Below are 26,827 nucleotides of genomic sequence, written 5' to 3'. Positions count from 1 at the left end.
GAGCCGCGCGGCCAGTGGGCCGAGCACTGACGATCCCGACAGCCGCTACATGCCGGAATGCGAATACGACCGGATGACGATGCTGGACCTCGACGGGATCACGCCACGGCCGTTGTCGGTCGCTAGGGGGCAGTGTCGGTTTGTCCCTGAAGGGTCGAGAATGCCACAGATAGCTATAAATGTCTCGAGTAGTGATGACTGCATGTGTTGCAGATATCGTTCCTCTTTCCGGTGGTAGTGAAGCCTTTACACTTGCATGAAAGGCATCTTCCCCAGCCGCTCTCCGTGGGATCCTCGGAAACAAGAAGTTCAACTACTTTGGCTGATAGTCTTGGGTGAGGATGGAGTTTCATGTCTAGTATCCGTTCGGATCGATAACTCTACCAATTTTGTCTATGCGTTCACGGGATGCTGCATTACAGAAACCACGTCTACCAATGTACGCGCTCTATCAGGCTGTATCTCGAGCCACTGGATCAAGCTGTCGATCACATCGCGCTCGGCTTTTCCTACATAGCCGTCGCTAAAGATCATCTTGGCGGCATAAACGAATGCGGTTTCACGAAGAGCGGGAGACAAAATTGCAGCCGCTGCCCGACACGACTTTTCGATCCCCTGGTCTTCGATCATCCGGGTAGTTTGAGTGATGAGCCGTTCATTCTCGCTGCTAGAGTTGCGGTCGAAAATCGGACTGGTCGCGCATATGGCTTCGATCTGAAGAACCTCTTCCTCCTCAACACGGCCATCCGCCAGCATCGCAGCCACGATCAGTGTCATGACGGCCGACGGGATGTCCAGAACAGTCTGGGCTCCTCGGCCTCTCAGCCCCGCGAATAGGTTCATTGCGTTCAGCCTCTCAACTGTGATGTGCCGGCGAATGTTTAAGTTACATGTCTACTAACCTGAACCGGCCACCCAGGTTTCTCGATCCTCGGGCTCGCCCAATAGCAAATCGTGACCTATGGCGACGTTCGCATCCATGCTGGTGAAATAGTTCTTCCAGAATTCCTTGTGTCCGGAGCCTTGAATGCGAGCAAGCGAGCGCCGCCGAATGTATTGGAGCCGGACATCCACATCCGACATATCTCGAGACAGTTCTTCCAACGCTTCCTCTGAGGGACCCGAGTTACGACGGCCGTGCGAGCTGTAGTTGGAATAGAGGTCGCTGTGCTGGGCCATATCGGAATAAATAACCAATCGTCGATGATCGACATTCGAACCAAAGTCCGATCGATCCATCGTCGAAGCGACAGATTCCATGATCGGGGACTTGGTCTGGACGGGCGCCTCCGCCAGATTTGCGAACAACTCGGAGAGCTTGCGACCGGCGACCCGGTCGAACTGACTCTTGATCGCTTTGTCGTTGTCGAGAACTCCGCCAGTCCTCGATTCGGTCGCCATGCGGCAGAAGGAAATGTCCTCGGCTTCCGTCGGATCGGCCAAGATGTTCCTCACCGTCATCCGCCCTCCTAAGGGAAGCCAGCGATACTCGGTCATGATCAGGTCTCGACCGAACCTCACGTCGGCAGCCGACAACTGATCGGTTTCGTCTATCAGAATGACGGTATGCGCCTCGGGCGCTCGATCGCCGGTCGGACAACCGGTGAGGGGGTCCGTATCCGGCTGCCTAGCCATAACCGCCACGACGCCAAACAGGACCATGAAGGCAGCGGATACACCGAAGATGATGCGCGCCTTTTTCGAATCCGCTCGCTTCTTGTCCGGCCCGCGCATCGGACCCCGGCCGGCTACTTTACGCGAAGGCTTCATCTGAATCCTCATCAAGCGGGCGCTGACCGGGTGAAAGTCTCACTCCGTCGTCATTCAGACGATCCAGCGCATCGATTGTCGCGGCATCGGCTTCAGTTTTGAGCCGGGCCTTCAGGTTGCGTATGCGAGCGGCGGCGCACCTATGGACCGTCTCGACAAGGGCTTCCGCATCGCCTGCAATCTTCTTCGTTTGGTCTTCGAGCGCCTCCAGATCTGTGAAATAGCGGTTCACCAAGGTGTCTTGAGCTTCGACATCGGTTGAGCGTCGAAGACCAGCATCAAAATTTCCTACACGGTAATCTGCCGCACTGTAGAAATTCGCAAAGTAGGAGGGCGCTGTGTTCTTGTCGCGAACAGCGACGTTCTCATCGCGATAAAGTTTGAGCAAACGATTTCCAGCCACCACCCACTCGTCTTCGCCGTCGAGGATTTCCTGCCGCCGCTGTTTGGCGAGATCAATCAATTCCAGGATCGACGTGTGCGCCAGTCGCGCCCGCCGGGCATTGTCCTTGGCGGCCTGCTCGATGCCTTCGACCGCGTCGCGAGCTTCGTTTCGGACGGCTTCGAGCAGGTCGTCGAAGGCCCTAGCCGCACCCTTGGCCTTAACATCATGGCGCTTGTAGTCGGGGTAGCGGTCGGCGATATCGTCCCAACCCTCCTTGGCGGCGTAGAAATGGATCGCCAGTCCCAAGATCAGCAGAGCCCAGGCTTGGATGGAGGCCATGCCGAACGGTCCAACTGCCGCGAGATGATCAAACGTAGCCTGGCTGAGTTCGCTGAACTCGGGAAAGGGGCCTTCTCGCGCGCTCAGCAGTTCGGCCGCCTCCCGAAAGTGCGCTATCAGAAAGTTCCATATCACCGCAGCGACATGACAGATGGCGGTCACGGCTCCGCCAAACACCTTTTGCGTTGTGTTCCTGTGTCCCAAATAGCGCCACCCCCAAAGCCCGGCGGCAACGCCAAGCAGAATGTTGATAGCACTGATAAGTCCGGCAAGTGTCGCGCCGGCCAGCCATCCGCCAGCCATGACTTCGGCCAACAAGGTGCCGTTCAAGATCGATTCGCCTATAAACATGGCAAGCAGAATCGCTATCGTCAGTTCAAGTGAGTCCTTGTAATGCGCTGCACTAACCAAGCGGTTACGTCGTCGAAAAGCCCGCAGATCACGATCCGTAGATAGTTCTTCGAATCGAAGCTCGTTCAGGTCGGACCGACTTACATCGAACACCTTGTCTACCGCTCGCGAAATCGATTCCTTGACCTGCTCAACGCCTTCAAGGGAGATGCGTCGCGTGCGAGCTTCCTGTACGGCTGCATCAAGCTGTTGGGAAAGGAACTGATTGAGTAGCAAAACGCCTTTGAAGACTTTGGTGCAAATCTGAATCTGTGTTTCATTCTGCACCTCGTCGTTCTGTCGAGGCAGGTTTTGGTTGCCGTCGTCGATCGCGCGTTTTTCGATCGCAAGCTCTTTGGTGAGCCCCTTCTCGTCTGGCGTAAGGATGATGTCGCTTTCGCTTATCCGAGGAATCCAGATTGTCTTGGACCAAGTGTGGTCGTCCTCCATCTGACCGACAGGTTCCGGACCTTTGGGTTCTTTGGACATGTGCGCCTCCCGATCACACTCTCGCGCGAGGCGCGAGAAAACGCAACTAGGCGAACAATGTGATCCGATCACACGTCCAGCTCATCCACCACGAACCGGGCATTGTCCTGGATGAACTGGAACCGGGCCTCGGCCTTCTTGCCCATCAGCCGCTCGACCAGATCCTCGATCTCATCCTCCGACTCCGGCACCGTGACCCGCGCCAGGGTCCGCTTCCTCGGGTCCATGGTGGTCTCCTTGAGCTGGGAGGCCATCATCTCGCCCAGACCCTTGAAGCGGCCGATCTCGACCTTCCTGCCCTTGAACACCGTGGCCAGCAGCTCGTCGCGGTGGGCGTCGTCGCGGGCGTATTCCGACAGCGGGCCGGCGCTGATCCGGTAGAGCGGCGGCAGGGCCATGAACAGCCGGCCCTGGCGGATGGTCTCGGGCATCGACCGGTAGAAGTAGGTGATCAGCAGGGCCGCGATATGGGCCCCGTCGACGTCGGCGTCGGTCATGATGACGATGCGCTCGTAGCGCAGGTCCTCGATATTGAAGCGGCTGCCCGGCTGCACCCCCAGGGCCAGGGCCAGGTCGGACAGTTCGATGTTCTGGCGCAGCTTGTCGGCCGTGGCCGAGGCCACGTTCAGTATCTTGCCGCGCAGGGGCAGGATGGCCTGGGTGGTGCGGTCGCGCGCCTGTTTGGCCGAGCCGCCGGCCGAATCGCCCTCGACGATGAACAGTTCGGTGCCCTCGGCGGTCTGGCGCGAACAGTCCGACAGCTTGCCCGGCAGGCGCAGCTTGCGGGTGGCGGCGGCCCGCTGGACCTCCTTGTCCTTGCGCCGGCGCAGGCGGTCCTCGGCCCGCTCGATGACGAAGCCCAGCAGCGCATTGGCCTGTTTCGGGCTCTCGGTCAGCCAGTGATCCAGCGGATCGCGCATCAGTTGCTCGACCAGCCGCTGGGCGTCGGGCGAGGACAGCCGGTCCTTGGTCTGGCCCTGGAACTCCGGATTGCGCACGAAGACGCTGATCAGCGCCCCGGCGTTGGCGATGACGTCCTCGGCGGTGATCAGGCCGGCGCGCTTCTCGTTGACCAGTTCGCCATAGGCCTTCAGCCCCTTGACCAGCGCCGCCCGGAACCCGGCCTCATGCGTGCCGCCGTCCGGCGTCGAGACGGTGTTGCAGTAGGACGAGACGAAGCCGTCGGCCTCGCCGAAGCCGATCGGCGACCAGGTCACGGCCCATTCGACCGCGCCCGCCTCGCCCTTGCGCTCGACGCGACCGGCGAAGGCCGGGGTCACGGTCTCGATGTCGCCGATCCGCTCCGACAGGGCGTCGGCCAGGCCGTTGGGGAAGTGGAACACCGCCTCGGCCGGGGTGTGGTCGGTGATCCGCTCCTGGGCGCAGGTCCAGCGGATCTCGACGCCGCGGAACAGATAGGCCTTGGAGCGGGCCATGCGGAACAGCCGCGCCGGCTTGAAGGCGGCGCCGACGCCGAAGATTTCCTCGTCCGGCCTGAACCGGATCAAGGTGCCCTTCTTCTTCGAGGCCGGCCCTTGAACGATCGACCCCAGGGGCAGGCCGCGGCTGAAGGCCTGCTTCCATTCGAAGCCGTCGCGCCAGACGGTGACCTCCAGCTTTTCGCTCAGGGCGTTGACCACCGAGACGCCGACGCCGTGCAGGCCGCCGGAGGTCTCATAGGCCGTGCCCGAGAATTTGCCGCCCGAGTGCAGCACCGTCATCACCACCTCCAGCGCCGACTTGCCGGGGTGTTTGGGGTGCGGGTCGACCGGGATGCCGCGGCCGTCGTCGCGCACCGACAGCCAGCCGTCGGCGTCGAGCTCGACGGTGATCAGCCTGGCGTGCTTGGCCACCGCCTCGTCCATGGCGTTGTCGAGCACTTCGGCGAACAGATGGTGCAGGGCCCGCTCGTCGGTGCCGCCGATGTACATGCCGGGCCGCTTGCGGACCGGCTCCAGTCCCTCCAGCACCTCGATCGACGAGGCCGAATAGCCGGTCGCCGCCGCCTGGGGGGTCAGGGCCGGCTCGGGCGTGGCCGGCGGCGCGGGCGCCGGCGCCGGGCCTGGCGGCTCGGGGATGTCATCGAACAGGGAAGGCGCGGCGTTGGGACCCATGCCGGTACTGTGCTGCGATTCGGGAGCCGGTCTGGTAGGCCCGGCGGCGCTTCTCCACAAGCGGGGCGGGCGCCGGCGCCGGCAGGACCGCCCGGGTCATCACGGCCATGAACAGCACCCACGGCAGCCCCTGGTGGGCCAGCAGGATCGACTCCGACAGGCTCAGCACGAAGAAGGCGGCGAGGAAGCCGAGCGCCCACCAGCCCTCGCGCACGCCCTGGCCCATCGACCTGAACAGGGTGATCATGGTCGTCACCGCCATCAGGGCTCCCACGAGGATCGCGCCCGGCCAGCCCAGCTGGACCAGCAGGTCGATCCAGCCGTTGTGGGCGTTGGGCACCGGCCACTGGGTCTCCTTGCGCACCCAGTCGGCGGGGGCGGACTCGCCCTCGCGGCCCCAGAAGGCGCCGTAGCCGTAGCCGGTCCACGGCCGGTCGGCGACCTTGCGCATCAGGGCGTCCCAGATGTCGGTGCGTCCGGTCAGCGACGGGTCCTTGCCCAGCGCCTCCAGCAGCGCCACCGAATGCGACTGCCACACCCACACCCCGACCCCGGCCAGCACCACGGCGGCCCATGCCGCAACCACGCTGAAGGCCGCGCCGCCGCGCCGCAGGGTCCAGAAGCCGCCGACGAAGGCCAGGCCCAGAACCAGGCACAGCAGCGAGGTCTTCGACTGGGTCGCCAGCACCAGCATCGCCGACAGCGCCAGGGCGATGGCCGGCAGCCACCGCCGCGGGTCGGGCGAGGCGAGGCAGGCGGCCGAGGCCGTGGCCCCGATCACCATCACCGCCCCCATCTGGTTCTTCTCGTACCAGAGCCCGCGCCACAGGCCGGCGTTGTCGTACTGGTGCACCCCGATCGAGGGGAAGGCGAAGACCATGACGAGGCTGCCCACGGCCATCAGCAGCGTTGCGTGCATCAGCAGCCGCGGCAGGTGCGGCCCCCGGAACACCGCGCCGAGATAGAGGGCGAAGCCGCAGCTCATGGCCAGGGCGAGGACCCGGCGCATGGTGGTGACGAAATCGATCGACCAGTAGCGCGAGGCGAAGGCCAGCCCGACCAGCGCGACGATCGCCAGCATCGCCGGCCACGCCCGCCACAGCCGGTCGATCCGGTAGATCAGCAGCCCCGCGATGGCCGCATAGGCCGGCAGCCACACCAGCCGCAGCACCGGCGTCTCTTCCTGCAGCGGCGCGAACACCGGCCCGATCAGCGCCCCGGTCAGCATGGCGATGATGACGACGCAGATCGCCCGCTCCCACAGGCTGGGAGGGGTTTCGATCAGGACGTCGGCTGGACGGAACCCGGGCACCGTCGCAGGGTCGGCCAACGGGCTTAACGAAGGGTTGGGGCGGGCGGACAGATCGCATTCGGCCAGGGGCGGCAAGGCTTGCTCAGGCGCGATCCTGGGCCCCGTGGAAGATGCGGACGACGACCACCTCGTTCCGCCGTGCCTCATATCGCACGACAAAACCAGACTGGCCGAACCGCACCTGCGCCTCGCGCTCACCGCTGGCGATCACACGACCCGACAGCGGATAGCTTTTGAGCCGTCCGATCGTGTCGAAAATTGCGCGAGCAGCCCTCTCGGCTGAGCGGGGTGACCGCTCTGTCAGCCAGTCGATCTGCAGGCGGATGTCGAGGTTCGCCCGGCTGGTGAGACGAACCCTCAACGGCGCGCCTTCAGCTTCTCCTCGAGATAGGCTTCGAGTTCCGGCCGCACGTCCTCCCAGTCCCGAAGCTCTTCCTCGATGATCGGTTCGGCGACCGCCGTGCGGGGGTCGCCGCCCTCCGGCCATTCGAAGTCGTCGTAGTCGAAGAACTGGCTATCCAACGCGAGGGTCGCGAGTTCCTCCGGAGTAACGCCCATCATCTTCGCCCGCGCCGTGATCCTTGCGGCGCTGAGTGCGTCCAGCGCCACGTCCAGATCGACGAAGGGTCCTTCATGGTCCTCCGGCGTCGTGCGCTGACCGGGGCCGCCATCCTTCGTCACGCCCGTCCAGGCACGTGCGGGCTCACCGACACCAACAGGCCCGCGGTCCAGCCCATCGTCGGCGAGTATCCACGCCTCCAGCGTCAGCGCGGCCATGCGCTCGGGCGTGACCTCCGCCTTCCGCGCGGCCTCGGTCAGCTTCTGAAGCGTGTATTCGTCCAGCCTGAGGGTGAAGGTCGCCATGGCCGGCAGTGTCGCACAGCGTCAGCAGGGGAGCTAGCATATACAATCCGGGATTGTGTTCGAACTCGATTTTCTCCGACACGGCCAGAGATACCCGGACTTTCTCGACCATTGGCCGCCCCGCATCACGCCTTCTCCACGAACGTGTCGATCACCTTCTTCTCGCCCGCCTTTTCGAAGTCGATCAGCAGCTTGTTGCCCTCGATCGCCCGCACCGCGCCGTAGCCGAACTTCTGGTGGAACACCCGTTCGCCCTTCGACCAGTTCCCGCCCGCCTGCGGGTCCGCGGTGGCCACCAGCCGTCCGTCCCCCTCGATCAGCGCATGCCGCGCCGGCCGCGCCGCCGGTGACCGCCCCGCCGTGAACGACTGCGCCCGCTTCCAGCCGGGCGAGGAATAGCCCGCCCCAAACGTGGGCATCTCGTCCCAGCGGCTCCTGGCCTCCTTCATGCCGGGGGTGACGCCGTAGTAGCCGGTGTCGCTCTGCGCCTCCACATGGTCGATCGGCAGTTCGTCGACGAACCGGCTCGGCAGCTGCGCGGTCCAGCGGCCGTAGACCAGCCGGTTGGCCGCGAACGAAATGCGCGCGTCCGACTTGGCCCGGGTGACGCCGACATAGGCGAGGCGGCGCTCCTCCTCGAGACCCTTCTCGCCCTTCTCGTCGATGCTGCGCTGGCTGGGGAAGACGCCTTCCTCCCAGCCGGGCAGGAAGACCAGCGGGAACTCCAGCCCCTTGGCCCCGTGCAGGGTCATGATCTGCACCGCATCGTCGGAGCCGCCCCGGTCGAGGTCCATGACCAGCGACACGTGCTCCAGATAGGCCGGCAGGGTCTCGAACGACTGCATCGACCGGGTCAGCTCCTTGAGGTTGTCCAGCCGCGTCTGGCCGGTGGCCCGGTCGGCCTTCTGCATGTCGGTGTAGCCGCTCTCCTCCAGCACAGTCTCGGTCAGCTCCCAGTGGGTGGTGGTCCGGGCGAAGGTCCGCCAGCGATCGATGTCGCGGACGAAATTGGACAGCGCCGTCCGTGTCCGCGCCTGCAGCTCGTCCGAGACGATCAGGTCGCGCGCCGCCGCCATCGCCGAGACGCCCGACAGCCGCGCGATCTGCAGCACCTTCTGCACCGACGCATCCCCGATGCCGCGCTTGGGCGTGTTGACGATCCGCTCGAAGGCCAGGTCGTCGTCCTCGGACAGGATCAGCCGCAGATAGGCGTGGGCGTCGCGGACCTCGGCCCGTTCGAAGAAGCGCGGCCCGCCGATGACGACATAGGGCACGGCCAGCAGGACGAACCGCTCCTCGAAGGCCCGCATCTGGAACGAGGCCCGCACCAGCACGGCCATGTCCTTGTAGGCCATGCCCTGGCGCCGGGCCGTCTCGATCTCGTCGGCGATCAGCCGGGCCTCGGCCTCGCCGTCCCAGACGCCGCGCACCCGCACCTTGTCGCCGCTCAGATCCTCGGTCCACAGCGTCTTGCCCAACCGCCCCCTGTTGGCCGCGATCAGGCCCGAGGCCGCCCCGAGGATGTGCTGCGTCGAGCGGTAGTTGCGCTCCAGCCGGATCACCCTTGCGCCGGGGAAGTCGCGCTCGAAGCGCAGGATGTTGTCGACCTCGGCCCCGCGCCAGCCATAGATCGACTGGTCGTCGTCGCCGACGCAGCAGACGTTGCCGGTCGAGGCGGTCAGCAGCCGCAGCCACAGATACTGGGCCACATTGGTGTCCTGGTATTCGTCGACCAGGATGTAGCGGAATCGCCGCCGGTATTCCCCGGCGATATCCGCGTGTTTCGACAGGATGGTCAGGTTGTGCAGCAACAGGTCGCCGAAGTCGCAGGCGTTCAGGCTGACCAGCCGCGCCTGGTAGGCGGCGTACAGGGCCTGCCCCTTGCCGTTGGCGAAATCCTCGCTCGACGGCAGCTTGTCCGGCGTCCAGCCGCGGTTTTTCCAGTGGTCGATCAGGCCTGACAGCGACTTGGGGGTCCACCGTTTGATGTCGAGGCCCGCCGCCTCCAGCACCTGCCGGGCCACACGTTCCTGATCGTCCGTGTCCAGAATGGTGAAGCTCGACTTCAGCCCGACCAGCTCCGCATGCCGCCTCAGGATCTGGGCCGCCACGCTGTGAAACGTCCCCAGCCAGCGCAGCCCCTCGGCCGACGGTCCGATCAGCTGGGCGGTCCGCTCGCGCATCTCGCGCGCCGCCTTGTTGGTGAAGGTGACGGCCAGCAGCTCCCACGGCCGCGCCCGGCCCGTCGCCAGGATGTGCGCCAGCCGCGTGGTCAGCACCCGCGTCTTGCCCGTTCCGGCCCCGGCCAGCACCAGCACCGGCCCGTCCACCGTCTCCACCGCCTCGCGCTGTTCGGCGTTCAGCCCGGCCAGATAGTCGGGCCCCGGCCCCGGCGGGCGGGCCCGGGCGAGGTCGGAGATGCGGGGGGCGGGGGCTTCAGGCGGACTCATCGGGAGAACATAAGGGGCACGACGCCCGATGTCAGCGCCCGCGTCGCGCGAACGACCAGGGAACCGTCAAGTCTGACCGTCGTTCCGGTTGCCGACACCAGGGTTCAAAAGGGAAGGGACGCCCATGGCTGACAACATCAACAACACCGGCGGCGGGAGCGGCAACACCGGCCTCGCCTTCATCGTCGGCGCGGTCGTGGTCGTGCTGGCGGTGATCGCCTGGTTCGTCTTCGTCCGCGGCGGCGCGCCGGAGACCCGGCAGATCGACGTCGATGTCGACGTGCCGGAAGTCTCGGCCCCGGCGGTTCCGGGAACGGAGGGCTGATCATGACCGATCCGAATATTCCCCCGCCCCGCGACGACCGGCCCGAGGTGGTCCATCACACCACCATCAACAACCCCTCGACGAGCGACGGCGGCGGCTCCGGCTGGATCGGCTTCCTGGTCGGCGGCCTGCTGGTGGTGCTGATCATCATCGCCATCGTGATCTTTTCGAGCGGCGGGCTGAACCGCGCCACGGACACCAAAGTCGATCTCGACATCGACCTGCCGGAGGCGCCTTCGCTGCCGGCGCCCAAACTGCCCGATCTGCCGGAGGCGCCGCCGATCGCGCCGCCGACGGCGCCGGATCCGACCCCGGCGCCGGCCGGCTGAGGAGCTATCTGAGGCGGTAGCTGATCGTCGTCACCACCCGGACCCTCTGGTCCGGGGACTGGCTGGCGTCGCCATAGCCCTCGCGGGGCAGGATTTCGAACGATCCCTGGTTGGCCTGCCGGATCGGCCCCAGCGGCGCGCCCGAGTCCTTGGCGAACTGCGCGGCCCCCGAGCGCGCCGAGGCCGTGGCCTGGGCGATCATGGCCGGGCGCACCTCGTTGAGCCCGGTGAAGATGTAGGACGGGCCGCTGAAGTCCTGCAGCACCACGCCCTGGCGGACCAGGTCGTTCAGGGCCCGCGTCGTCGCCTGCACCCGGGCCACGTCGGTGGTCCGCACCACCACCGTCTGGGCCAGGATGAAGCGCGGCCCGCCGTCCTGCTGGGCGTATTCCCGGGACCGTCTGTCGGCCACCTCCAGCCGGCCCAGGGTCACGGCGTCGGCGGGATAGCCCTGGGCGGCCAGGAAGCGCCGCACGACGGCCAGGTCGGCGTCGATCCGCGCCTGCACCTCGGACAGCACCTCGCCGGAGGCGGTGAAGCGCAGCGGCAGCACCGCGAGGTCCGCCTGTACGTCGCGCTCGGCCAGGCCGCGCACGGTCACCGAGCGGTCGCCCACCCGGGCGTTGACCACGCCCTGGCCGACCAGGGCGCCCGCCCCGATCAGGCCCACGGCCAGCAATCCGCCTGCGACGGCGGCGGGGATCAGTCTGTTGTCGGCCATGATGCGCTCTCCGGAACGGAGGATGCGCCAACCTTGGCCGCTGTCAATCGGACGACTCCTGTTCGGCGAACGAGCGGTCGCCGCCGGTCCAGGCCAGGGCCAGCAGCCGGCAGGCCGAGGCCAGCGGCGTGCGGCCGCGCCGCTCGTCGATCCGCTTCATCAGTCCGGCGTGGGTCAGGGCCAGATCCGCCGCGACGGCGTCCAGAACAGCCCAGAATTCGGCCTCCAGAGCCACCGAGGTGGCGTGGCCGGACAGGGAGACGGAGCGCTTCTTCAACATCATCGCCGCCCGTTCAGAGCCCGGTCCTCAACCCGGATGCGCCAGCCGACGAGTAGCGCATTGGCTACGCTCCAGACCAGAGCGATCCAGACCTGGCCGAACGCCAGGGGCAGCACCGCGATCTCCAGCGACGCCACCACATAGTTTGGATGGCGCAGAAACCGGTACGGTCCGCGCCGGATCAGAGGCGCCGAGGGCAGGGTGATGATCCTTGTGGTCCAGAACCGTCCCAGGCTGGCGATGACCCACAGCCGGCCGAACTGCAGCCCGACGTACAGGGCCAGCCACCAGAGGTTGGGGACCATGGTCCAGGGCGTCACGATGGCGATCGCCGCCAGCCAGCTGGCGTGCAGCAGGATGAACAGCGGATAGTGGCCGGCCCCAACCTCGACCGCGCCCTCGGCCCGCAGCCGCCGGGTGTTCCGGTCGGCCAGCCGCACCTCCCACAGCCGCTGGACCGCGACGGCGATCAGCACCGCCCAGACCCACATCAGGCGTGGACCAGCATCAGGGCGGCGGTGAACCCCGGCCCCAGGGTCGTCAGCAGCAGCGGGCCCTTGCCGCCGTCGTCGAGCACGGCCCTGAGGACGAACAGCACGGTCGCCGCGCTCATGTTTCCATGGTCGCGCAGCACCGCGCGGGTGTGGGTCAAGGCTCCCTCGGCCAGTTCGAAACAGGCTTCGAGGGCCTCGATCACCTTGGCCCCGCCCGGATGGCAGACGAATCCGCCCACATCCGCCGCCGTCATGCCCTGGGCGGCCAGGAAGTCCGTGGCGACCGGCCGGAAATCGTCCCGAACCAAACTCGGGATGTCACGGCTGAACACGACCTTCAGCCCGTCGTCGGCGACCTCCCAGCCCATCACGTCCAGACTGTCGGGCCAGGTGTGTTCGCGGCTCGCGCCCAGCATCGGCCCCGATGCGTCCGGTCGGCATGAGATCACCGCCGCCGCCGCGCCGTCGCCGAACAGGGCGGTGGCGACGAGATTGCTCTTGGAGCGGTCCTGGGCCCGGAAGGTGAGGGCGCACAGCTCGACCACCAGCAGCAGAACCCGCTCATCGGGGTGCGCCCGGGCGATGTCGGCGGCTCGCGCCAGTCCCACCACGCCGCCGGCGCAGCCCAGGCCGAAGATCGGGGCCCGTCGAACATCGGGCCGGAATGGCATCACCTGCATCAGCCGCGCGTCCAGCCCCGGGGTGGCGATGCCGGTCGTGCAGACCACCACTATGGCGTCGATGTCGCCGGCCGCCAGCCCGGCCTGATCCAGCGCCTTGCCTGCGGCCTCGGCCAGCAGCGGCACGGCGCTGGCCAGGAACAGGTCGTTGCGTTCGGAGAAGCTGTGCGGCTTCAGATACCACTCGATCGGCACGCAGGAATGCCGCGTCTCGATCAGGGCGTTGCGATAGATCGGCGCCAGCCGCTCGAAGCCGCCGTGGGTGGTGGCGAACATCTCCGCGCCATTGGCCGCCACGTCCTCCTGCCGTAGCACGTGCTTCGGCCAGGCCAGGGCGAGGGACTGCAGCCGCGGAACCGGGGCCGGAAGAGGGGGAGGAGGCATCAGGGCGTGGCTTTCCGGGAGATTATCGCTGTTAACCAAAGCTACGCAGGGCCGTTCCAGACGGACGGATCATTCGCTACACTGCGCCATCCTCCCGGACGCCGCCATGACCCTGATTTCCGCCGACATCGACGAAAACCCCGCTTGCCCCGTCTGACGGCATCCGCCACTGGGCGTGGGTGACCTCCCCCGTTTCCGTTCCGCCCGTCGCCCGTCCGCCCCTGTCGCGGACCACCCTGCTGGGCATCGGCGGGGTGCTGATCTGCGCCATGATCTGGGGCACGACCTGGTATGCGATCACCCTTCAGCTCGGCCAGGTGGCGCCGCTGGCCTCAATCGTCTGGCGCTTCGGCCTGGCCGCGGTCCTGCTGTTCGCCGGCTGCCTGCTGACCGGCCGCTCGCTGAAGCTGACCCTCAACCAGCACCTCGCCGCGGCGGGGCAGGGGGTGTTCGCCTTCTCGATCAGCTACAGCTTCACCTACGCCGCCGAGGGCCGGATCGCCTCGGCCGTGGTGGCGGTGATCTTCGCCTCGCTGGCCCTGCTCAACCTGATCCTGTTCCGGATCGCCGCCGGGCAGCGCGCCGCCGTCCTTGCATGGGGGGGAGCCGCGCTCGGCGTGGTCGGCGTGGCGGTGCTGTCGGGTTCGGAAATCCTCGAAGCCGGTCTCGACGGGGCCAGCGCCGCCGGCGTCGGCTTCGCCTTCACCGCGGTGGTCGCCGCCGCCTTCGGCAACTATTTCGCCTGGCGCGGCCAGAAGGCGGGCTCCGCCGTCATCCCCTCGACCGCCTGGGCCATGGCGTACGGCGCGGGGCTGCTGGCGCTCTACGGACTGGCCACCGGCGTCGAATGGTCGATCGAGCCCGGCGTCACCTACCTCGGCTCGCTGCTCTATCTGTCGGTGTTCGGCTCGGTGATCGCCTTCGTGGTCTATTTCACCGTCGCGCGCAGCCACGGCTATGCCCTGGCCAGCTACATCTCGGCCCTGACCCCGCCGATCGCCATGGGGGTCTCGGTGCTGTTCGAGAACGCCCGGTTCGGCTGGGCGGCGCTGGCGGGCCTCGCCCTGGTGCTGGCCGGGCAGGTGCTGCTGATCCGCGCCCCCAAGGTCTCCGCGGTCTAGCCGAACCAGCCACGCTTCCTTTTCTTCTTCGCCGCTGCCGGCTTTTCGCCCTCAGCCTCGCCGGGCGTTTTCGCCTCGGCCTCGCGTCGCCGGCGTTCGGCGGTGACCCGGATGGCCACCAGCATAGGGATCAGGCCGTGGCGGTTGCGCGGCATCTCGCCCATCTCAGTCCTCCAGCTTCGAGCCGTCCAGCAGCCGGTCGGCGCGGGTCCGCTCCTGTTTCGCCTTGGCCCGCTCGGCCCCGGACCGGCCATGGGCGGCCCGGCCGACGATGGCGGCGGCCGCCTTTTCGGCCCTGGCCCGCGCCTTGCGCGCCCGGTTCAGGTTGACGATCTCGCCCATGACGCCTCCATCATGCAACCGGCCGCCCGGCCGAGGGGTTTTCCGGACGATCCGTTCGTCAGGAGCCGCCCATGGTAGACCTCTCCCTGCTCCGCGAAAGCCTTGAAGTCGTCGGCTCCGACGGCGGCCACGTCGGCCGCGTCGACCACGTCCGCGGCGACCATATCGAACTGGCCAGGCTGGACCTGGGTTCGGGCTTCAAACACCATCTGATCCCGGTCAGCTGGATCGCCCACGTCGACGCCCACGTTCACCTCAACGTCACGAAGGACGAGGCCAGGGCGCGCTGGATCGAAAAGCCGCACTGACGGCAGGCACGTCGGGGCGGCGAGGGCAAGCTCAAGGCACGGCTTACCGCGAATTCACGAAGGCGCCGCTGTCACAGGCCTGCTGTTCCGCATATCCGGGGGATGCGCCGGACCGCGGCGCGCCCCGGGGACGCCGCCTGTGATCCGTCTGATCCTCAACCTGCTCTGGTTCGTGTTCGGAGGCTGGCTGTCCGGCCTGCTCTGGCTGTTCGGCGGCGGCGTCCTGGCCCTGACCGTGGTCGGCCTGCCGTGGACCTTCGCCGCCTGGCGGATCGCCAGCTATTCGTTCTGGCCATTCGGCCGCGAAGTGGTGTGGCGGGACGACTTCACCGGCCGCGAGGACCTGGGCACGGGCTGTCTCGGCGTCGGGCTCAACGTCATCTGGTTCCTCTTCGCCGGCTGGTACATCGCCCTGACGCACCTGCTGATCGCGGTGGCGGAGTTCATCACCATTATCGGCATCCCGTTCGCCCTCAAGGACCTCGAACTGGCCAAACTGGCCCTGGCCCCCATCGGCCGGACGATCCGCGACAAGGATTGAAATTCAGAAGCCGGTGAACAGGCGGTCGAGGGCGCGACGGATGTCGTCTTCGTACGGCTTGAGATCGCCGGCGGACCGCTTCAAGTCGGACCTCGCGATCGGGGCCATTTCCGCCAGCGAGAGGTGCAGGTCCTCATCGTTCAGCTTTACGGAGACAGAGACGCGCGTGAAGTCGCCGCTTCGAGGCTCACGGATCAACGGCGCGATCAGCGCCGACGGCATCTCATCCACAAAATGGGATTGCATCAGGACGATGAAGGGTGCGGCGGCCCGGGAGCGAGGCGACGGATTCGGGAACACGTCGAACTGACGCATCACCAGGTCCGGAAGTCCTCGCCGAAGACGCCGTCGCGCGCGATCCGCTCATTGTAGGCCTTGAGCGCCTCGGCGTTTTCCTCAGCCCAGGCGCGAGCGTCTGCGGCGCGTTCCGCGTCTGACTTCAGGGCGTTCCGCCGCCGCGCCAGCGCCAGTTCGACTCCGGCCAGCCCTGCCGTCGTCAGGTCAACACCCAGCCGCTCGGCCTCAGCGACCATGGCGGGATCGATCTCGATCTTCAGTTCGGCCTTGCTCATCAAGGCAGCCTACACCTGAACTGAAACGGCCGCCACCAACCCGAAGTAGGCGCCCGTCAGCCCGGCGAGATCATCTTCTCGGGCCGCACCCATTCGTCGAACTCCGCGTCGGTCAGATAGCCGCCGCCGACGGCTTCCTGGCGCAGGGTCGTGCCGTTCCGGTGCGCCGTCTTGGCGATCTTCGCGCACAAATCATAGCCCAGCTTGCCGTTGAGCGCCGTCACCAGCATCAGGCTGTTCTCCAGCCCGCGCCTGATGTTGTCCTCGCGCGGCTCGATCCCGGCCACGCAGTTGTCGGTGAAGGACACCGCCGCGTCGGCCATCAGCCTTGCCGACTGCAGGAAGTTGTAGGCCATCACCGGGTTGAACACATTGAGCTCGAAATGGCCCTGGGAGCCGGCGAAGGTCACCGCCGCATGGTTGCCGAACACCTGCACGCACACCTGCGTCAGCGCCTCGACCTGGGTCGGATTGACCTTGCCCGGCATGATCGAGCTGCCCGGCTCGTTCTCCGGCAGGGCCAGCTCGCCCAGCCCCGACCGCGGCCCCGAGCCGAGGAAGCGGATGTCGTTGGCGATCTTGAACAGCGAGGCGGCGACGGTGTTGATCGCCCCGTGGCTGAACACCATGGCGTCGTGCGCCGCCAGGGCCTCGAACTTGTTCGGCGCCGTGGTGAAGGGCAGGCCGGTGATGGCCGCGATCTTGTCCGCCACCATCTCCGCGAAGCCGACCGGCGCGTTCAGCCCCGTGCCGACGGCCGTCCCGCCCTGGGCCAGCTCCATCAGCTTCGGCAGGGTCTGTTCGATCCGCTCGATGCCGTTGGCGACCTGCTGGGCATAGCCGCCGAACTCCTGGCCCAGGGTCAGCGGGGTGGCGTCCTGGGTGTGGGTGCGGCCGATCTTGATGATGTGGGCCCAGGCCCTGGCCTTGGCGTCCAGCGCCCCATGCAGATGCTTCAGGGCCGGGATCAGCGTCTTCACCACCTGTTCGGCGCAGGCGACATGCATGGCCGTCGGATAGGTGTCGTTCGACGACTGGCTCATATTGACATGGTCGTTGGGGTGGACCGGCGTCTTCGACCCCATCTGGCCGCCCAGCATTTCGATGGCCCGGTTCGAGATCACCTCATTGGCGTTCATGTTCGACTGGGTGCCCGAGCCGGTCTGCCACACCACCAGGGGGAAATGGTCGTCCAGCCGGCCCTCGATGACCTCGTCGGCCGCCTTGACGATGGTTTCGCCGATCGCCGGGTCCAGCCTGCCCAGCGCCATATTGGTCTCGGCCGCGGCCCGTTTGACGACGCCCAGCGCCCGCACGATCGGCAGCGGCTGTTTCTCCCAGCCGATCTTGAAATTCCCCAGCGACCGCTGCGCCTGCGCCCCCCAGTAGCGATCCGAGGCGACCTCGATCGGGCCGAAGGTGTCGGTTTCGGTGCGGGTCTTGGTCATGGAACGGCGCTGTTTCAGTTACGGCGGCGGGGTGCCAGGCGAGTCTTGATACCGGCTTTCGGGCGTGCGGTCTCGGGGGGACTATCATCTACGGCGACCGCCGCCTTGCCTATCCTCGCGACGTCAGCTTGCGGCGACGCCTCCGAACATCCTCGTGTGAGCATCCAGACCTCAGCCGGTGAAATTGTCGTCGAGATCGATCTCGGGCAGGCGCCGGTCTGGCGACGCGCGTTCCTCGGTGGCGACGACCTCGACAATGAGGTTGAAATCCGAACGATGAGCTTCTCTGGCGACATGCCCAATCGTTGTATGGGCGCGCCTTAAGCCCTGACGGGCGGCGTGAGTTGCTGATGTCAGGAGCTTCGTGTTACTCTAGCCAGAACTCTGGCTAGAGAACCGTCATGGAACTGGGCGTCTTCGAAGCGCGCAACCGCTTCTCCGAACTGGTCGAGGCCGCCGAGCGCGGCGAGGAGACCGTCGTGCTCAAGCACGGCAAGGCGGTGGCGAAGCTGGTCCCCTATTCGGATGAGGCGCGGGTCAAGCGCCGTCTGGACGCGCTGGATCGCGCCGCTGAATTGCGGAACCGCATTCTCGCCGAAACCGGGCGTCCGTTCACCCACGAGGAACTGATCGCGGCTCGCGACGAGGGTCGGCGATGAGCGATCGGGTGGTCCTCGACGCTTCGTTCGTTGCGGCTCATTTGCTGGAAGAGACGCATTCCGCGTTCGTTGCGCGCACCTTGCGGGACTTGGCGGACAGGGAACTGACATCGACCGACCTGCTGGTCTGGGAGGTCGGCAACATCCTTCGGACCAGACGTCGGGCTTCTGGACTTTCACAGCTCAGTTCGGATGAAGCGCTGGCCGCCCTTGAAGAGCTGGAGATCGGTCTGGCGCCGCCGGGGGATGCGGAATGCTTGGGCGCGATAGGGCGCGTCGCGGACGTTCATACGCTGTCATTCTATGACGCCGGATACTTGGAGATGGCTGACCGGACCCAAGGCGTTCTGGCCACCCTCGACCGAAAGCTGGCGGTCGCCGCTATCGCCGCCGGCCTCACCGTCCATTCCCCCTTCGCATGACCGACGGCTGGATCGGCGTCGGCAAGGTCCGCCTGCGCGAAACCGGCGACACCGTCGAGATCGCCATCGACGGCCTGACCACCCAGGCCAAATACTACAAGCCGCTGGTCTATGAATTCATGCGCAAGCAGTGGGCCTCGCGCCCCTCCTGGGGCGATTTCGTCGTCGAGATCCGCATGGAGCATGTCGGCGAGCCGCCGCACATCGACCTCGACAACCTCGCCAAGGCCCTGCTCGACGCCGTCAAGGGCCATCTGTTCCACGACGACGCCCAGGTCGCCCGCCTGCTGGTCGAACGCTTCGAGGGCGAGCGCGAGCGGATCACCATCCGGGTGTTTCCGCGGACCTGAGCAGGCTATTTCAGCCGCTCGTACCGCAACACCCCGACCACCCCGCCGCCGCCGTCGCTCGGATGGTTCACCCCGTCGTTGACCAGGACCTCGGCGAAGTCGAACGGGCTCACCCCTTCCAGGCACGCCGCGTTGACCCCGTATTCGTCCGGGTTCGAGCGCCGCCGGTGGTGGGTGTAGATGCCGCATTTCGAGCAGAAGAAATGCCGCGCCGCGCCGGTGTTGAACCGGTACTCGGTCAGCGCCTCCGCCCCCTGCAGCACCTCGACCCCGTCCAGCCCGGCGGTCACCGCCACCGCCCCGCGCATCCGGCACAGCGAACAGTCGCAGCGCCGCGCGCCGGCCAGGCCGTCGCCCAGCCGCACCCGCAGCCGCACCGTCCCGCAGTGGCAGGCCGCCGGCGTCCAGCCCCGGGCGCCCTCGTCGACGGGCATGCTCCACCTCCCGAACCCCGGCCCGTCGGCCGGCCTATTTCTTCCGGAACTGGTCCAGCGAAACCACCTTCGGACCGTCGTCGCCGGCCGGCGGCGGCGTGTCCGGCCCGGCCTCGGGCTCGCCGGCGACGGACTCGGCCACGGCCGGCGTCTCGAACTGCAGCAGGAACTGCACCGACGGGTCGTAGAAGCGCGTCACCGCCGTATAGGGCATCGACAGCACCTTCGGCATGCCGCCGAATTTCAGCATCACCGAGAACCGCTCGGCCTCGACCTTCAGGTCCCAGTACTGATGCTGCAGCACCACCGTCATCTCGTCGGGGTATTTGGCCATCACGTCCGGCGGCACGCTGACGCCCGGCGCCCGGGTCTTGAAGGTGATGTAGAAATGGTGCGCCCCCGGAATGCCGTCGGGCAGGGCGGCGCGCTCCAGCGCCGAGCGGATGACGCCGCGCAGGGCGTCCTGCGCCAGCTGCTCATAGTGCATCTCGTCGACTGGCGGGGTCTCGTCGGCCATCGGGTCCTCGGCGTTTCAGTCGAGGGTTTAGCCGTGCGGCGGCGCCGGCGGAAGATGGCGAGACGGTAAACCTAAGGGAAAGCGCCGGGATTCTGTTGCCAGGCTCCCGACAGGCCCCGCCCGGGGATCTGAACCCCCGGGACTTGAGTGTTCGAAATCACCCGAACCGCTTACGCGGCGAGAGCGACTTCTCCAGCGAAGTTATCGTTCGCAGTTAGAAAATGGCCCGATACGGTGGGCCAGGACGGGCGAAGGCAGTCCTCTTTACACGTCCGTCGATGCTAGTCGGCCCCGCACCGCCCGCCGATACACGGGAGGAAATGGTGGAGCCGCCGGGAATCGCACCCGGGTCCGGTCCGCTTATTACAGGCGCGTTTATCGCCATAGTCCGGGCGAACCCGGACGTGTCCAATATAGGCTATGCGGCCGGGGCTTCCAAGGGGCGCCGCGGCGGTCGGGATCGTCCCGGCCGCCGCGAGCGTTTACGGAGGGCTGGACAATCCGCCGCCAACATTGTCAGGAGAGCCATGATCGCTTCCCGTCTGCTCGCCGCCGCCGTCATCGTGGCCGTCTCCGCCCCCGCGGCGGCCGTTTTCGCGCACGCCCGCCTGGTCCGCTCGACTCCGGCCGCCGGCGCCGTCGTCGCCTCGCCCGGGGTCGTCGCCCTGACCTTCAGCGAACGGATGGTGCCGGCCTTTTCGGGCTTCGACCTGGTCGACGCCTCCGGGCGGGAGGCCGCCGTGCGCACCACCGTCAGCGAGGACGGCAAGACCCTGTCCGGCCGCCTGTCCCGGCCCCTGGCGGCGGGCGCCTGGACCGTCAACTGGCGGATCGCCTCCGGCGACGGCCACCGCATGACGGGATCCTACGGCTTCACCGTCCGCTGACATGATCGAGGCCCTGCTGATCGGGCTTCGCGCGATCCAGTACGGCGCGGCGGCCATGGTGCTCGGACTGCCCGCCTTCATGATCTACGGCCGCGCCGCCCTCGGCGGCGTTCCGTCCGCCTGGGCAAGACCCCTGGTCCGGCTCGCCGCCGCCGTCCTGCTGGTGTCGACGCTCGGCGCCTTCGTCGCCCAGACCGCCGTCATGGCCGGCTCGATGGCCGAGGCGCTCAAGCCGGAAACGCTCGGCCTCATGACCACCGGGACCGCCCTCGGCGCCGCCTATGGGGTCCGGGCCGCGCTGGCGCTCGTCGCCCTCGTGCTGACCCTGGCGCTGCGCCCCGACGGACGCCTGTGGCCCGGGCTGATCCTGCCCGCCGGGCTGATCGCCGCCTCCTTCGCCTGGACCGGACACGCCGGGGCGACCGAGGGGGTCTGGCGCTGGCCCCACCTCGCCGCCGACATCGTCCACGCCGTCGCCGCCCTGATCTGGATCGGCGCCCTGGCCGCCTTCGTCGCCCTGGCCGGGAGGCGCGGCGGTCCGGCGGCGCCGGTCGACGGCCTCGCCGCCGCCCTCGTCGGGTTCGCGGGCGTCGGAACCGTGGCGGTGACGGCGCTGGTCCTGTCGGGCCTGGTCAACGCCTGGGTGCTGGCCGGACCCCGCGCCCTGCCGGGCCTGCTGTCGACGCCCTGGGGCGTGCTGCTGACGCTCAAGCTGGTCGCCCTGGCCGGCATGCTGGCGCTGGCCGCCCTGCATCGCTACCGCCTCGCGCCGCGCCTGCGGGCCGGGGGCGCCTCCGCGGACCGTCTGGCCCGGCTCAGACGGACCCTGGGCCTGGAGTTCGCCCTCGGGCTGGCGATTCTCGGCCTCGTCGCCGCCATGGGCCTGTCGGCCCCGCCCGCCGCCTCGTTCTAGGCGGCTGGCGCGGCGCGCGACGACCAGTGGATGTGGTGGATGCGCCAGCCGTCCGGGTGGCGGCGCAGCAGCATGGTCTCGGCGGTGAGCCGGTCCACCGGCCGTCCGTTGAAGGCGCCGGTCGTCCGGCCCTCGCTGGTGATCCAGGCCACGTCGCCGGAAGCGTCGCCCGAGCGCCGCGTCAGGGCGGCTTCGGTCGCGGCGGCGAAGGCGGCGTCGGACTCCAGATGGTGCGACGCATATTCGGCCCGCGACCGCTCCGCGCCGCCGCTCTCGAAGATCAGGGCGTCCTCGGCCAGCAGGGCCAGGGCGGCCTCCCGGTCGCCCGTCCGCAGGGCGGCGTGGAAGGCGTCGACCGCCGCCGCCGCCTCGCCGGCCGCCGGCGCGAGCCGGGCGGGGGGCGCCCCGGCGTCATGAGCGTGCTGGGTCAGGCCCGGCCCGGCCGGGAGGGCGAGAAGAACGGCGGCGAGGGCGAAGGCGGTGGCGGACATGGGATTCTCCGGAGATGTCTGGCGTCACCTTGGCCGGGATCGCCCGGCTTGTCAGCCCGTCAGCCGGGGCCCGCCCCGCCGCCGAGCCGCGCCCACTCCGGCGTCTGGTTGCGGAACCAGGTCAGCTGCCGCTTGGCGTAGTTGCGGGTCGCCTGCCGGGTCGCCTCGACCGCCGCCGCCAGCGAGGTCTCGCCGGCCAGATGGGCGGCGAACTCGCGCACCCCGACCGCCTTCATCGCCGGCAGGGCGGGATCCAGCCCGCGCGCCACCAGCCCCCGCACCTCGTCCAGCGCCCCGGCCTCGACCATCCGCGCCACCCGCGCGTCGCAGGCGGCGTACAGGGTCGCCCGGTCCGGCTCGACCACCCGCCCGGTCCATGAGCCCGGCGCCAGCAGCGGCGTGGTCTCCGCCGTCCAGTCGCTCAGCGCCCGCCCGGTATGCTCCGCCACCGCCATGGCGCGGGTCAGCCGCTGCCGGTCGCCGGCCTCGATCCGCGCCGCGGCCGCCGGGTCCAGCCGCGCCAGACGCGACCGGAAGGCCGTTTCGCCGAGCCGGTCGTACAGCGCGCCGGCCGCCTCGCGGACCTCCATCGGAACATCCGGTATATCAGCCAACCCTTTGGTAAGGGCCATGAAATACAATCCCGTTCCGCCGACCAGCAGCGCCGGCCGCCGCGCCGCCGCGAGGTCCTCCAGCACCGGCGCCACGGCCCGGCTCCAGCGTCCGGCCGACCAGGCGTCGGCGGCGTCGGCCACGCCGTACAGCCGGTGCTCGGCCCGCGCCTCCTCCTCCGCCGACGGCCGGGCGCTGAGCACCCGCAGGTCGGCGTACAGCTGCTGGCTGTCGGCGTTGACGATCACGGCCCCGGTCCGCGCCGCCGTCTCCAGCGCCAGCGCCGACTTGCCCGAGGCGGTCGGGCCGGCCAGCAGGGTGATCAGCGCGCCCTCTCCCATAGGGAGAGGGCTTGAGCGCCCGGGAGCGGAGCGATCGGACTTGCGCGAAAGGGTGAGGGGTTTCATCGTCGGGCGGTTAGCGATCGCTGCGTCAGTCACGTGGGTTGCTGCCTACACTACCAACCATCCTGCCCCTCACCCTTTCGCGCAAGAACGACGCCAAAGACGGCGCCGTGCGCTCAAGCCCTCTCCCAATGGGAGAGGGAACCGGAACCGCCGATGCCCGACCGCGATACCGTCATCGCCGCCCTCGACGCCGTCATCGACCCGAAGAGCGGGCGGGGTCTGGCCGCCGCCGGCCTCGTCCAGGGCCTGACCGTCGCCGCCGACGGCGTCCGCGCCGGCTTCGTCATCGAGGTCCCGGCCGGCGACACCGCCCTCTACGCCCCGGTCCGCGACGCCGCCGAGGCCGCGCTGAAGGCCATCCCGGGCATGGCCCGCGTCTCGGTCGTCCTCACCGCCGAGGCGGCCCCCGCGACCCGGCGCGGCCGCACCGCCTCCCTCTCGCCCCAGGCCGTCGAGCAGACGCGGGCGAAGGCGCCGGTCCCCACCGACCGCCCGGCCCATGTCCGCCGCGTCCTCGCCATCGCCTCGGGCAAGGGCGGGGTCGGCAAGTCCACCGTCGCCGTCAACCTCGCCGCCGCCCTCGCCGCGCGCGGCCTGTCGGTCGGAGTGCTCGACGCCGACGTCTACGGCCCCTCCCTGCCGACCATGCTCGGCGTCTCCGGCAAGCCGGAATACCGCGACGGCCTGATGGAGCCGCACCTCGCCCACGGCCTCAGGCTGATGTCGGTCGGCCTGCTGACCGGGGCCGACGACGCCATGGTCTGGCGCGGTCCGATGGCCTCCCAGGCCCTGACCCAGATGCTGACCCAGACGCGCTGGGGCACGGCGGACCGGCCGCTCGACGTGCTGGTCGTCGACCTGCCGCCGGGCACCGGCGACGTCCAGCTGACCCTGATCCAGAAGACCCCGCTGGACGGGGCGGTGATCGTCTCCACGCCGCAGGAGGTCGCCCTCGCCGACGCCCGCCGGGCCCACACCCTGTTCCGCAAGGTCGAGGTTCCGACCCTCGGCCTGATCGAGAACATGTCCGGCGACATCTTCGGACAGGGCGGCGCCGAGGCCGAGGCCGGACGCCTCGGCGTGCCCTTCCTCGGCGACCTGCCGCTCGACGCCGCCCTGCGCGAGGCGGGCGACGCCGGCGTTCCGCTGGTCGTCTCCGACCCCGACGGCGCGGCGGCCCGCCGCTTCGCCGTCGTCGCCGCCCGCGTCGCGGATGTCCTCGGCGTCTAGCTCACAGCTTGCCGAACGCCACGCCCTTCCAGCCCCAGCCGCCCTCGGCCGCCGCCTTGTGGAGCGGCCCCTTGATCTCGCCGGTGTCGAATTTGTAGCTGTAGACCTCGCCCCAGGATCCGTCCTCGCGGAAGGCGTGGACGCTCTCGAAGCTCATCTCCCACTTCTGCCCCTTGAAGCCGGAGGCGGCGAGCGTCAGGTCCGGGACGCCGGCGCGCCATTCCACCGACCATTCCTGGTCCGCCGACCGCACCACGCCATTCGCCTCGTCGAACCTCATCAGCACCTTGAACACCCGCTGGACGCCGGCCTTGGCGAAGATCTCGTACCATTCGGCCTCGACGATCTTCCATTCGGCGACCAGGTCGACGCCCTCGGGCCCGCCGTCGCGGACCATCCACGGCGCCGTGTCGCGGCTCAGCCCCAGCAGCCGCCGGCGCAGCGCGGCCACGGGCTCGCGCGCCACGCCCGCGGGCGCCGGCCGGCTGCCGGTCAGCCAGCTGAAAACACCCATCCGAATCCCCCGACCGCCCGGTCGTCCGGGCGCGTCACCACAGTGCCACGAAGCCGCGCCGGAAGGAAACGGACCTCAGTCCGGTTCGATCACCACCGCCGTGCCATAGGCCAGCACCTCGGTGACCCCCTCCATGATCTCGTTGGCCTCATAGCGCATGGCGATCACCGCGTTCGCCCCCATCGCCTGCGCATGGGAGACCAGCTCGTCATAGGCCTCGGCCCGCGACGCCTCGGCCAGCTTGACATAGGCGCCGACCCGGCCGCCCAGCATCGACTGCAGCCCGCCGATGGCGTCGGAGATGAGGTTGCGCGAGCGCACCGTGATGCCCCGCACCAGCCCCAGGGTCCGCACGATCCGATGGCCCGGCGCGTCGTTGGTGGTCACGATCAGCATGGTCATTTCCTCTCCAGCACCCGGAAGACGAAATCGTGGTCGTCCTTCTCGCCCGCCGGGAAGGCCTCGGAGGATACCTCTTTCCACCCCGCCTCGTCGAACGCCGGGAACACCGCGTCGCCCTCCGGCTCCGCCTCGACCTCGGTCAGATACAGCCGCTTCGCCCGCGGCAGGGCCATGTCGAACAGCGCCGTCCCGCCGATGACGCAGATCTCGTCGACGCCGTCGTCCATCGCCGTTTCGCGGGCGATGTCCACCGCCTCGTCCAGGGTGGTGCAGACCAGCGCCCCCCTGGCCGTGAACGATTCGTCCTTCGACAGCACCAGGTTCAGCCGCCCCGGCAGCGGCTTCAGCGGCAGGCTCTCCCACGTGCGCCGCCCCATGATGCAGGGCTTGCCCAGGGTCACCGCCTTGAACCGCTGCAGATCGCTGCGCAGCCGCCACGGCAGGCCGCCGTCCCTGCCGATCACCCCGTTGCGGGCCCGGGCGACGACGAGGGCGAGGGCGGGAAGGGTCATGGGCGCGGCTCCGGCGTCAGCCTACTCAGCAGCCGCCTTTTTCGCCAGTCTTTGAACCTTCTGCGCGGCCTTCCTCAAGAGATCTTTAGCTTCACTGGCCTTGTCGCCGTCGACGAGTTCTCGCTTGATGACATTTGCGCGAACCATGTCCTCAATGGTCTCGGCATCGATCTTCAGATCGGGGAACGCCTTGCGAAGCTCCCGCCGGATGATGGCCACCACAGGTTCTGACATGGCGATCTGAGCCACGGTGAAGGGGTTGAATAGCTGACTTTGCTGATGGAAGGCGCTGATCGCATCGGCGGCCAATCCCTCCCGCGCAAGCAGGAACAGTTTCTCCATGTCGTCTTCAGAGCGAAGATTGATGTCAGGCAGACAGATACGCACAACCTCATCCCAGTCGATTGGCTGGGCAAACTTCACCTTGAAGAAGCGCCACTCAACGGCGTTGGTCAGAATGATCCACTCAATCCCCTTGTGTGCTCCGTAGTTCACGGCCTGCCGAAGGTGGGCTTCGCTCAGTGTGGAACCTGCCGACTTGACCTCGATGAGGAAGCGCACCACGCCATCAGTTTGCACGGCCAGGTCGCAGTAGGTGCCCCGGATCAGATGCTCACTCGTGAGCTCAGCATATTTGTCGTAGCCAAAGACCTCGGCGAGGATGTCCTTCACGAGCGTGACGGTGTCCGCCTCGGAAACATCCCGCGAGCGCTGTGCCACAGCTATCGTCTGGAAATTCCGGAGACGCGCCCTGACGCGGTCGGTGAATTTTTTCGGTAGCTTTGCCATAGTTCCCCCAAGGTTGAGGAAACCGGACAC

Annotated in this window: 37 protein-coding genes and 1 other RNA gene; 12 read left to right on the top strand and 26 right to left on the bottom strand. The window is 67.9% G+C overall.

Annotation, left to right across the window (positions count from 1 at the left end):
* Window positions 1–393 precede the first annotated feature (393 nt).
* The 8 genes from Q0588_RS14740 to Q0588_RS14705 form a co-directional block, all read right to left on the bottom strand.
* Entirely contained in the window at window positions 394–777 is a 384-nt protein-coding gene (locus Q0588_RS14740) for a tellurite resistance TerB family protein (protein WP_298747678.1), read from the bottom strand.
* Between the two features lie 120 nt (window positions 778–897).
* A complete protein-coding gene (locus Q0588_RS14735) occupies window positions 898–1,770 on the bottom strand; it encodes a hypothetical protein (RefSeq protein WP_298747677.1) in 873 nt (290 codons plus the stop codon).
* On the bottom strand, window positions 1,754–3,373 hold the full coding sequence (locus Q0588_RS14730; protein ID WP_298747676.1) for a hypothetical protein: 1,620 nt from the start codon (window positions 3,371–3,373) through the stop codon (window positions 1,754–1,756). The genes Q0588_RS14735 and Q0588_RS14730 overlap by 17 nt, the downstream gene beginning before the upstream one ends.
* Before the next feature lie 68 nt (window positions 3,374–3,441).
* Window positions 3,442–5,487 carry a DNA topoisomerase IV subunit B gene (locus Q0588_RS14725; protein ID WP_298747675.1) on the bottom strand — a complete coding sequence of 682 codons (2,046 nt, stop codon included), beginning with the start codon at window positions 5,485–5,487 and terminating at the stop codon, window positions 3,442–3,444.
* On the bottom strand, window positions 5,453–6,817 hold the full coding sequence (locus Q0588_RS14720; RefSeq protein ID WP_298747674.1) for an O-antigen ligase: 1,365 nt from the start codon (window positions 6,815–6,817) through the stop codon (window positions 5,453–5,455). Before Q0588_RS14720 ends, Q0588_RS14725 begins: the two co-directional genes overlap by 35 nt.
* Before the next feature lie 64 nt (window positions 6,818–6,881).
* On the bottom strand, window positions 6,882–7,160 hold the full coding sequence (locus Q0588_RS14715; protein ID WP_298747673.1) for a type II toxin-antitoxin system RelE/ParE family toxin: 279 nt from the start codon (window positions 7,158–7,160) through the stop codon (window positions 6,882–6,884).
* Complete coding sequence (locus Q0588_RS14710; RefSeq protein WP_298747672.1) at window positions 7,157–7,663, bottom strand: hypothetical protein; 507 nt, start codon at window positions 7,661–7,663, stop codon at window positions 7,157–7,159. The genes Q0588_RS14715 and Q0588_RS14710 overlap by 4 nt, the downstream gene beginning before the upstream one ends.
* A 125-nt stretch (window positions 7,664–7,788) precedes the next feature.
* Window positions 7,789–10,113, bottom strand: coding sequence for an ATP-dependent helicase (locus Q0588_RS14705; protein ID WP_298747671.1), 2,325 nt, complete (start codon window positions 10,111–10,113; stop codon window positions 7,789–7,791).
* A gap of 124 nt (window positions 10,114–10,237) precedes the next feature.
* Between Q0588_RS14705 and Q0588_RS14700 the strand changes: the two genes are divergently transcribed.
* Both Q0588_RS14700 and Q0588_RS14695 read left to right on the top strand, forming a co-directional pair.
* Window positions 10,238–10,438, top strand: coding sequence for a hypothetical protein (locus tag Q0588_RS14700; RefSeq protein WP_298747670.1), 201 nt, complete (start codon window positions 10,238–10,240; stop codon window positions 10,436–10,438).
* A 2-nt stretch (window positions 10,439–10,440) separates the two neighbouring features.
* On the top strand, window positions 10,441–10,767 hold the full coding sequence (locus Q0588_RS14695; RefSeq protein ID WP_298747669.1) for a hypothetical protein: 327 nt from the start codon (window positions 10,441–10,443) through the stop codon (window positions 10,765–10,767).
* Between the two features lie 4 nt (window positions 10,768–10,771).
* Here Q0588_RS14695 and Q0588_RS14690 read toward each other — a convergent pair whose 3' ends face one another.
* Genes Q0588_RS14690 through Q0588_RS14675 form a run of 4 tightly spaced genes read right to left on the bottom strand, consistent with a single transcriptional unit; the run spans window position 10,772 to window position 13,326 of the window.
* Window positions 10,772–11,488 carry an SIMPL domain-containing protein gene (locus tag Q0588_RS14690; RefSeq protein WP_298747668.1) on the bottom strand — a complete coding sequence of 239 codons (717 nt, stop codon included), beginning with the start codon at window positions 11,486–11,488 and terminating at the stop codon, window positions 10,772–10,774.
* A gap of 43 nt (window positions 11,489–11,531) precedes the next feature.
* The gene (locus Q0588_RS14685) at window positions 11,532–11,768 is read right to left on the bottom strand and encodes a ribbon-helix-helix domain-containing protein (RefSeq protein WP_298747682.1); all 237 of its coding nucleotides are present in this window, start codon (window positions 11,766–11,768) and stop codon (window positions 11,532–11,534) included.
* A complete protein-coding gene (locus Q0588_RS14680) occupies window positions 11,768–12,259 on the bottom strand; it encodes an isoprenylcysteine carboxylmethyltransferase family protein (RefSeq protein WP_298747667.1) in 492 nt (163 codons plus the stop codon). Before Q0588_RS14680 ends, Q0588_RS14685 begins: the two co-directional genes overlap by 1 nt.
* Window positions 12,259–13,326 (bottom strand): 3-oxoacyl-[acyl-carrier-protein] synthase III C-terminal domain-containing protein, encoded by a 1,068-nt coding sequence (locus Q0588_RS14675; protein ID WP_298747666.1) that lies wholly within the window; start codon window positions 13,324–13,326, stop codon window positions 12,259–12,261. Before Q0588_RS14675 ends, Q0588_RS14680 begins: the two co-directional genes overlap by 1 nt.
* A gap of 179 nt (window positions 13,327–13,505) precedes the next feature.
* On the opposite strand from Q0588_RS14675, the gene Q0588_RS14670 reads away from it, so the two are divergent.
* Window positions 13,506–14,447, top strand: a complete 942-nt coding sequence (locus Q0588_RS14670; RefSeq protein ID WP_298747665.1) for an EamA family transporter — start codon at window positions 13,506–13,508, stop codon at window positions 14,445–14,447.
* Here the strand turns inward: Q0588_RS14670 and Q0588_RS14665 are convergent.
* Both Q0588_RS14665 and Q0588_RS14660 read right to left on the bottom strand, forming a co-directional pair.
* Complete coding sequence (locus tag Q0588_RS14665) at window positions 14,444–14,611, bottom strand: hypothetical protein (protein WP_298747664.1); 168 nt, start codon at window positions 14,609–14,611, stop codon at window positions 14,444–14,446. The two genes, Q0588_RS14670 and Q0588_RS14665, sit on opposite strands and share 4 nt — an antisense overlap.
* A gap of 1 nt (window position 14,612) precedes the next feature.
* Window positions 14,613–14,789 (bottom strand): DUF4169 family protein, encoded by a 177-nt coding sequence (locus Q0588_RS14660; protein WP_298747663.1) that lies wholly within the window; start codon window positions 14,787–14,789, stop codon window positions 14,613–14,615.
* 71 nt (window positions 14,790–14,860) lie between these two features.
* Between Q0588_RS14660 and Q0588_RS14655 the strand changes: the two genes are divergently transcribed.
* A complete protein-coding gene (locus Q0588_RS14655) occupies window positions 14,861–15,097 on the top strand; it encodes a DUF2171 domain-containing protein (protein WP_298747661.1) in 237 nt (78 codons plus the stop codon).
* Between the two features lie 139 nt (window positions 15,098–15,236).
* Window positions 15,237–15,638, top strand: a complete 402-nt coding sequence (locus Q0588_RS14650; protein WP_298747659.1) for a YccF domain-containing protein — start codon at window positions 15,237–15,239, stop codon at window positions 15,636–15,638.
* Window positions 15,639–15,641: 3 nt separating this feature from the next.
* Here the strand turns inward: Q0588_RS14650 and Q0588_RS14645 are convergent, their stop codons facing one another.
* The 3 genes from Q0588_RS14645 to fumC are packed head-to-tail and all read right to left on the bottom strand — an operon-like array spanning window position 15,642 to window position 17,658.
* Complete coding sequence (locus Q0588_RS14645) at window positions 15,642–15,953, bottom strand: CcdB family protein (RefSeq protein WP_298747657.1); 312 nt, start codon at window positions 15,951–15,953, stop codon at window positions 15,642–15,644.
* Complete coding sequence (locus Q0588_RS14640) at window positions 15,953–16,210, bottom strand: type II toxin-antitoxin system CcdA family antitoxin (protein ID WP_298747655.1); 258 nt, start codon at window positions 16,208–16,210, stop codon at window positions 15,953–15,955. The genes Q0588_RS14645 and Q0588_RS14640 overlap by 1 nt, the downstream gene beginning before the upstream one ends.
* A 56-nt stretch (window positions 16,211–16,266) precedes the next feature.
* Window positions 16,267–17,658, bottom strand: a complete 1,392-nt coding sequence (gene fumC / locus Q0588_RS14635) for a class II fumarate hydratase (RefSeq protein WP_298747653.1) — start codon at window positions 17,656–17,658, stop codon at window positions 16,267–16,269.
* A 156-nt stretch (window positions 17,659–17,814) separates the two neighbouring features.
* Between fumC and Q0588_RS14630 the strand changes: the two genes are divergently transcribed.
* The 4 genes from Q0588_RS14630 (at window position 17,815) to Q0588_RS14615 (ending at window position 19,089) form a co-directional block, all read left to right on the top strand.
* The gene (locus Q0588_RS14630; RefSeq protein ID WP_298747651.1) at window positions 17,815–17,982 is read left to right on the top strand and encodes a hypothetical protein; all 168 of its coding nucleotides are present in this window, start codon (window positions 17,815–17,817) and stop codon (window positions 17,980–17,982) included.
* 77 nt (window positions 17,983–18,059) lie between these two features.
* Window positions 18,060–18,317, top strand: a complete 258-nt coding sequence (locus Q0588_RS14625; RefSeq protein ID WP_298747649.1) for a type II toxin-antitoxin system prevent-host-death family antitoxin — start codon at window positions 18,060–18,062, stop codon at window positions 18,315–18,317.
* Complete coding sequence (locus Q0588_RS14620) at window positions 18,314–18,739, top strand: type II toxin-antitoxin system VapC family toxin (protein WP_298747647.1); 426 nt, start codon at window positions 18,314–18,316, stop codon at window positions 18,737–18,739. Before Q0588_RS14625 ends, Q0588_RS14620 begins: the two co-directional genes overlap by 4 nt.
* Complete coding sequence (locus tag Q0588_RS14615) at window positions 18,736–19,089, top strand: RusA family crossover junction endodeoxyribonuclease (RefSeq protein WP_298747644.1); 354 nt, start codon at window positions 18,736–18,738, stop codon at window positions 19,087–19,089. Before Q0588_RS14620 ends, Q0588_RS14615 begins: the two co-directional genes overlap by 4 nt.
* 5 nt (window positions 19,090–19,094) lie before the next feature.
* On the opposite strand, the gene Q0588_RS14610 is transcribed toward Q0588_RS14615, so the two are convergent.
* The 3 genes from Q0588_RS14610 to ssrA form a co-directional block, all read right to left on the bottom strand.
* Window positions 19,095–19,523: a GFA family protein gene (locus tag Q0588_RS14610; RefSeq protein WP_298747641.1), complete on the bottom strand. Its 429-nt coding sequence runs from the start codon at window positions 19,521–19,523 to the stop codon at window positions 19,095–19,097.
* Between the two features lie 34 nt (window positions 19,524–19,557).
* Window positions 19,558–20,040, bottom strand: a complete 483-nt coding sequence (locus Q0588_RS14605; protein WP_298747638.1) for a ClpXP protease specificity-enhancing factor SspB — start codon at window positions 20,038–20,040, stop codon at window positions 19,558–19,560.
* An 80-nt stretch (window positions 20,041–20,120) separates the two neighbouring features.
* Window positions 20,121–20,483, bottom strand: a transfer-messenger RNA (tmRNA) gene (ssrA, locus tag Q0588_RS14600).
* 84 nt (window positions 20,484–20,567) lie between these two features.
* Between ssrA and copC the strand changes: the two genes are divergently transcribed.
* Together copC and copD are read left to right on the top strand one after the other, a co-directional pair.
* Window positions 20,568–20,927, top strand: coding sequence for a copper homeostasis periplasmic binding protein CopC (copC, locus tag Q0588_RS14595; protein WP_298747635.1), 360 nt, complete (start codon window positions 20,568–20,570; stop codon window positions 20,925–20,927).
* A gap of 1 nt (window position 20,928) precedes the next feature.
* Window positions 20,929–21,840: a copper homeostasis membrane protein CopD gene (gene copD / locus Q0588_RS14590; RefSeq protein WP_298747633.1), complete on the top strand. Its 912-nt coding sequence runs from the start codon at window positions 20,929–20,931 to the stop codon at window positions 21,838–21,840.
* Here copD and Q0588_RS14585 read toward each other — a convergent pair.
* Together Q0588_RS14585 and miaA are read right to left on the bottom strand one after the other, a co-directional pair.
* The gene (locus Q0588_RS14585; protein WP_298747629.1) at window positions 21,837–22,331 is read right to left on the bottom strand and encodes a nuclear transport factor 2 family protein; all 495 of its coding nucleotides are present in this window, start codon (window positions 22,329–22,331) and stop codon (window positions 21,837–21,839) included. The genes copD and Q0588_RS14585 overlap by 4 nt on opposite strands.
* Before the next feature lie 59 nt (window positions 22,332–22,390).
* The gene (gene miaA, locus Q0588_RS14580) at window positions 22,391–23,284 is read right to left on the bottom strand and encodes a tRNA (adenosine(37)-N6)-dimethylallyltransferase MiaA (RefSeq protein WP_298747626.1); all 894 of its coding nucleotides are present in this window, start codon (window positions 23,282–23,284) and stop codon (window positions 22,391–22,393) included.
* A gap of 219 nt (window positions 23,285–23,503) precedes the next feature.
* On the opposite strand from miaA, the gene Q0588_RS14575 reads away from it, so the two are divergent.
* Window positions 23,504–24,580, top strand: a complete 1,077-nt coding sequence (locus Q0588_RS14575) for an Mrp/NBP35 family ATP-binding protein (RefSeq protein WP_298747623.1) — start codon at window positions 23,504–23,506, stop codon at window positions 24,578–24,580.
* A gap of 1 nt (window position 24,581) precedes the next feature.
* Here the strand turns inward: Q0588_RS14575 and Q0588_RS14570 are convergent, their stop codons facing one another.
* From Q0588_RS14570 to Q0588_RS14555, 4 genes are all read right to left on the bottom strand, one after another.
* Window positions 24,582–25,094, bottom strand: a complete 513-nt coding sequence (locus Q0588_RS14570; protein ID WP_298747620.1) for a hypothetical protein — start codon at window positions 25,092–25,094, stop codon at window positions 24,582–24,584.
* A 75-nt stretch (window positions 25,095–25,169) separates the two neighbouring features.
* On the bottom strand, window positions 25,170–25,490 hold the full coding sequence (locus Q0588_RS14565) for a YbjQ family protein (RefSeq protein ID WP_298747681.1): 321 nt from the start codon (window positions 25,488–25,490) through the stop codon (window positions 25,170–25,172).
* Window positions 25,491–25,492: 2 nt separating this feature from the next.
* Complete coding sequence (locus Q0588_RS14560) at window positions 25,493–26,008, bottom strand: dihydrofolate reductase (RefSeq protein WP_298747616.1); 516 nt, start codon at window positions 26,006–26,008, stop codon at window positions 25,493–25,495.
* 21 nt (window positions 26,009–26,029) lie between these two features.
* A complete protein-coding gene (locus tag Q0588_RS14555) occupies window positions 26,030–26,827 on the bottom strand; it encodes a type I restriction enzyme HsdR N-terminal domain-containing protein (RefSeq protein ID WP_298747613.1) in 798 nt (265 codons plus the stop codon).

Origin of the sequence: uncultured Brevundimonas sp. (assembly GCF_937870815.1) — a bacterium.
Taxonomy (GTDB): Bacteria; Pseudomonadota; Alphaproteobacteria; order Caulobacterales; family Caulobacteraceae; genus Brevundimonas.
Note: the sequence above shows the minus strand (reverse complement) of the source record. Positions and strands in the feature narration are given on the sequence as shown.